The 5,128-nt window shown below is 35.7% G+C and carries 5 protein-coding genes; 4 read left to right on the forward strand and 1 reads right to left on the reverse strand.

Going from position 1 to position 5,128, the window contains the following annotated elements; translation table 11 throughout:
* Positions 1-253 precede the first annotated feature (253 nt).
* Positions 254-1,726: a hypothetical protein gene (locus VJJ26_00900; protein ID HLC06720.1), complete on the forward strand. Its 1,473-nt coding sequence runs from the start codon at positions 254-256 to the stop codon at positions 1,724-1,726.
* Positions 1,727-1,730: 4 nt separating this feature from the next.
* On the opposite strand, the gene VJJ26_00905 is transcribed toward VJJ26_00900, so the two are convergent.
* Complete coding sequence (locus tag VJJ26_00905; protein HLC06721.1) at positions 1,731-2,123, reverse strand: MerR family transcriptional regulator; 393 nt, start codon at positions 2,121-2,123, stop codon at positions 1,731-1,733.
* A gap of 216 nt (positions 2,124-2,339) precedes the next feature.
* Between VJJ26_00905 and VJJ26_00910 the strand changes: the two genes are divergently transcribed.
* The 3 genes from VJJ26_00910 to VJJ26_00920 all read left to right on the forward strand — a co-directional run.
* The gene (locus tag VJJ26_00910) at positions 2,340-3,878 is read left to right on the forward strand and encodes a YidC/Oxa1 family insertase periplasmic-domain containing protein (GenBank protein HLC06722.1); all 1,539 of its coding nucleotides are present in this window, start codon (positions 2,340-2,342) and stop codon (positions 3,876-3,878) included.
* 2 nt (positions 3,879-3,880) lie between these two features.
* Positions 3,881-4,483 carry a recombination mediator RecR gene (recR, locus tag VJJ26_00915; protein HLC06723.1) on the forward strand — a complete coding sequence of 201 codons (603 nt, stop codon included), beginning with the start codon at positions 3,881-3,883 and terminating at the stop codon, positions 4,481-4,483.
* 26 nt (positions 4,484-4,509) lie between these two features.
* A partial coding sequence (locus VJJ26_00920) for an aminopeptidase P N-terminal domain-containing protein (protein ID HLC06724.1) occupies positions 4,510-5,128 on the forward strand: 619 nt, incomplete at its 3' end.

A 5,128-nucleotide genomic window follows, 5' to 3' on the forward strand; every position in this document is an offset into this window, starting at 1 on the left:
AAACTTTACCTTGTTTATTTTTCACCTTCCCTTCGATACACCACTGCGTGGCACTCAGGGCGAGCTGATTTAGTTGTTTCTTATCTTAAATTAGGTGAAAGACATGATATCGTAATTTCACACAAGAAACAATGAGTAAAAACCAAGCATGTCTATTGGATATTTCGGTTTGCGTAAAATAATAATATTGATAAGATTTATAATAGATTGAATTATTCAAAATGTTTCTATATGCATAAGGATTATGGTGTTTGTGAAAAGATATGCGCTTAATGTGGTGATATTGCTGGCGATGCATACTGCATATGCAATGGACTTGGCAATGGTAGATAAAGAAAAGTGTCGTAGACTTGGTCGATATTTTGCAATGACTGAAGGTAATGCAGGGTCTATAGTACGCAAAGAGCGTAATACTTTGTTTGCCCGGGATGATTGTGCTAATAATCCTAAAGCTCGGCAAATACTTGCATGTAAGGGAATCGCTACTGATGCAATCAATTTTATTGGACGTATCCCTGATATTACGCTTTGTAATGTACGCAAAGAATTTGATGCATTAGAGCCAGAAGTTGCTAAAGAGGTAGAGATTCTATCAAAGCATAATGTGTTAGTGACTTTTGCTCTTCACAAAGATGCTTTTACTTATATGTGTTTTTATCTTCCTGATTCTTATGAAGATCATGGAGGTTTTTTTGATACCAAGTTTAATGAGGGGGTTCAAGAGATTAAGCCTGCTTTGCATTTTCCAAATCATTTTAATTTTCCGCAAAAAAAAGAACAAAAAGTTAATAAAAATGTATCTCGTGATAAAATGATTGCGGTTCTTATAAGTGTGCCCACTGTCCAAGCACTTTCTGTGTTTCGTTATGTAACACAAAAAGGTGTTGAGATGTCGTCGCGATTTGATAATTTGATAACGGATGATTCGCTTAAAGGTTCCAGGACCGTTCATACCAAAGGAATGAAATATTATTTTACACATGAAGATCTGAAGGATATGACTGAAGAGCAAGAAGAGTTGTTAAGACTTATTGTTGAAGGTTCCAATAATGGAAAGTATTCATGGCAGGATGGAGAGTATAGTGATGGTATTGATAATCGTTTTAAAATAGAAGATAAACATATTCAATTGCTACGGCAAAAAAAAGATTTTATTGTGAATAATGAATTATTTAAAAATGCACAAATAACAACGGATATTACTTCTCCTACAAAGTTTGAAAAAATGAAGGATAAATTGTTGTTATTGATTTCATATTTGCCAGTTATGATAGTACCTGATTTGGTGCATAGTCAAACAAGTGGTTTGTTGCAAGGGACAGCCGGTTTAATTGCGTGTAGTACAGGATGTACTTTATTTGATCAATATCATTATCCTATTTTTGATTCATGTCATTCTGACGTCGGCAAATTATCAAAGTGGTTTGGGCCTAATAATCACGCAAAGGTGAGAATGGGACTAGAATTTTTTTGGTTTAGCACATTCAATTATCTGTGCACAGCGATTGTCCAAAAGTTTTTTGCATGGGGAACAATGCCATGGAAAATAATTGGCGGTACAGTAGGTGGCATTCGAGTGTTGGTATCATTGTATATTATGAAATTTGAAAATGATCATACTCATCGTAATCCTTTTAAAAGATCAAGTAAGGCTGGTGTTCCCTTCACACTTGAGGATTTAGTTAAAGGTCCAAAATTTAATATGTCGCAACAAATTATAGAATAAAAACTTAGAGCATCTCTCGTAATTTACGCAATTTATCCTTTAAATCGATAATTTGCTGCGAGAGGTGCTCAATTTTTTCATTTTCAGGTGACTTGTTCACATGTTTGGTAGATTCTTCCATTGTTGTTTTTTGTGATGCAATGATAGATTCACCTTTAGTGGATGGTTTTTCTTTAAGTTTCTTTTTTGCACCAACAATGGTAAAGCCTTCTTCATAGAGAAGTCGTTTGATAAGTTCGAATTTTTTAAGATCGTTTTCATCGTAAAAACGTTGACTTCCTTGCGAGCGTTTTGTTTTTATGCTGAACTCTTTTTCCCAGAAGCGTACAACAAATCGTTCAAGTTCAAGTTTTTTTGCAAGTTCGCCGATGCGGAATTTTCTTTTTTGCATTTTCATAATAACTCATCCTTTTTTTAATTTTTATTACGTTTGTGGTGTGCGCTGTTGTTCTTTACTTTTTATCGAGTAAGTTGTGCAGTGCGCTAGGTGAAAAATCATTTTTATGGTATCATCATTATGCTGAATTAGTCAATTGCAAGTTATATCGGTCTGTTTCGTAGTGTGATAATAGCATCGATGGTTTTCCCAATTATATTTTAATGAGGTGCGTATATGAATATGAGAGACTTGGTTGTACCAGTCGGATTTGCGTTAGTAACGGTCTTTGCATTGAATTATTTTTTTCCTGGTAGTACTGCCAAAGAAGAAGTAGAATCAAGCTTTGTTGCTCCAAAAGAAAAAAAAGAATATAAGCCGCTCAATGTAGAGGTCGATTTTTTTGATCAAAAACGCACATCTCAACGAAAAATAACAGATCTTGAAACGCAATGGGGAGCGTTAAGCTTTTCAACTGATGGCGCATCGCTTGATAGTGTCGATTTTAATCGTGAGTCGGATGGCCGTACTAAAACAATTCGTACGGTGTTTCCTGTAACGGATACAGATCGTGCAAATCGTTGTTTTCTTGTAGCATTGCAAGATAAGACGCCGTTCTACTATATATTGCTTTCTGCGCAAGAAAATGACCAAGCGCATGAATTAATCTATGCTGGTGGTAATGATGAGTGTGTAGTACAAAAAATTTTTATTGTTGATAAAAACAAGCCTAAAATTGATCTGTTAATTGAGATTGCGCCGAAAAATGGCGAACACATTCAAGCAGAGCCTCGCATTTTCTTTCCTGCACCATGTATGCCCGATCTTAAGGATAATGACATTATCTCGTCAATTGTAATTGATAAAGCGAATGTGTTTGCAAAAAAACACGTAAACCAATTAGATGTATTCAGTGGGTGGTTTAAGCCAATATTGTTTGGTACAGATAATCGTTACTTTATACATACACTCATTACAGATGATAATAATTTTGCTCATCGCGCATATTATAAATTGGAAGACAGAACTCGTTTGTTTTCAATTCTTGAAGGTCCTACTGTAACAGAAAAAACATCATGGCAGTTATCATTTTATTTTGGTCCAAAAGAGCTTGATGCAATTGCTGCCGTTGATACACGTTTAGAAAAAACGTTAGATTATTCTGGTGTGCTTTCGTCATTAGCAAAACTAATGTTGTATTTTCTCAATTGGTTTTACAAATATCTACACAATTATGGGTTAGCAATTATAGCATTAACATTGCTGATTCAACTGTTATTACTGCCTGTTTCGCTGCGCAATAACGAGGAAAAATTTAAAAAACAGCAGATGGAATATCAAAGACAGTTGGCGTATATTGAACAGCGCTTTAAAAATAATCCAGATCAGTTGCTTGCAGAACGTACTGAACTGATACGTAAAAATGGACTACCGGGACTTGGATGTTTGTTGCCACTTTTAATTCAATTGCCTATCTTTTTTGCACTTAGTCGTGTACTTTCAAGTTCGTTTGAATTGTATCAAGCGCCAATGTTATGGATTCCAGACCTCTCATTACGTGATCCTTATTTTATTCTTCCCATTTTAGTTACTCTTACTATGCTTATTCAAGATACCAAAGGCGATCCTCAACAAAGAATGAGTAAAATTGTAATGGCGTTTGTTTTTGGAGCGCTTACTGCAAGTTTTTCAGCAGGACTTACGTTGTATATTTGTGCGGGCAGAGTTTTTGGTTTTATTCAAGCAAGACTAATGGCTTATTTTAAATTGGTATAACTATGTTAGAAGAATTACCGACGCTTGCTCATTTATTAAAAGTGTTACAGCAGGTTCCATATCTTGCTTCGAAAAATTTGTATCGTGTTACAGCACATTTTTTGGAAATGCAACCACAGCAAATAGCCCAATTTTGTGCATCGCTGCAAGCAGCAAAAGAAAGATTAAAAAAGTGCTCTACCTGTTTTTACTGGCAAGAAATTGCATCAATGTGCATTTTCTGTTCATCTGCAAAACGAGATCAGACAATTGTATGTGTTGTTGAAACATGGCAAGAGATACTTGCGATAGAAAAAACAAAAGGATACTTAGGTGTATACCATGTATTGGGAGGTTCGATTTCTCCACTTGAAGGTATAGGGCCAGAAGATCTTACCATTGATGCATTGGTTGATCGAGTTGGTAATGAAATAATAAAAGAAGTGATTTTAGCTACGAATCAAACGCCTGAAGGTGAAGCAACTGCTACGTATATTGCACGAAAGTTAAAAGGAAAAGATATTGTAATTTCTTGTTTAGCGCGTGGGTTACCAGTAGGTTCATCGCTTGAGGGTATGGATCGTTTAACAGTATTTAAAGCATTATCAGATCGTCGTCCGTTCTAATGAAAAAATAGTAAAGGTTTTTATATATGAAAGATTTTTTTGGCGGATTAGCGCCACGTGCTGATGAAGGTTCTGTGTATGCATTACGACGTAAAGAACTTATTGAATCAATAAAAACGGAATTTTCACACATCCAACAAGGCATTGTTGTACTATTTGGGGCTTTTGAGCAAGGTTCTGAGCGGTTTAGACAAGATAAAACATTTTTCTATTACACTGGTGTAAACGAACCAGGAACAGCTCTGGTGATTGATTTGAGTGGAAAATCAACACTATATATTCCTAATTGTTTTGAAAAACGTGCACAGTGGTTGGTATTGCCCGAAGCGCTTATCAAACGTGATGCAAAGGTATTGCGTGTAGATGCAGTAGAATTGTTGGGTGATGAGTGTGCTGGATATGAATTAAATCCTTATTTTTCTGAACATGAATACGCGCATATGATTGCACGTATCAAAGATGTTGTTGCACGTGGAGGATCGTTATGTACCACAGCACCAGATAATGGGTATGAACATTTATCTACTCGCTTTATTCTTGGTCACTTGCACAAGTTTATTCCTGAATTGCACAAATCAATTGTGGACGTATCGGAATTCGTTGCAGCGGCAAGACGAATTCCGATACGTCCACAATTGATTTGTG

This window comes from Candidatus Babeliales bacterium (assembly GCA_035288105.1).
Taxonomy (GTDB): domain Bacteria; phylum Babelota; class Babeliae; order Babelales; family Vermiphilaceae; genus SOIL31.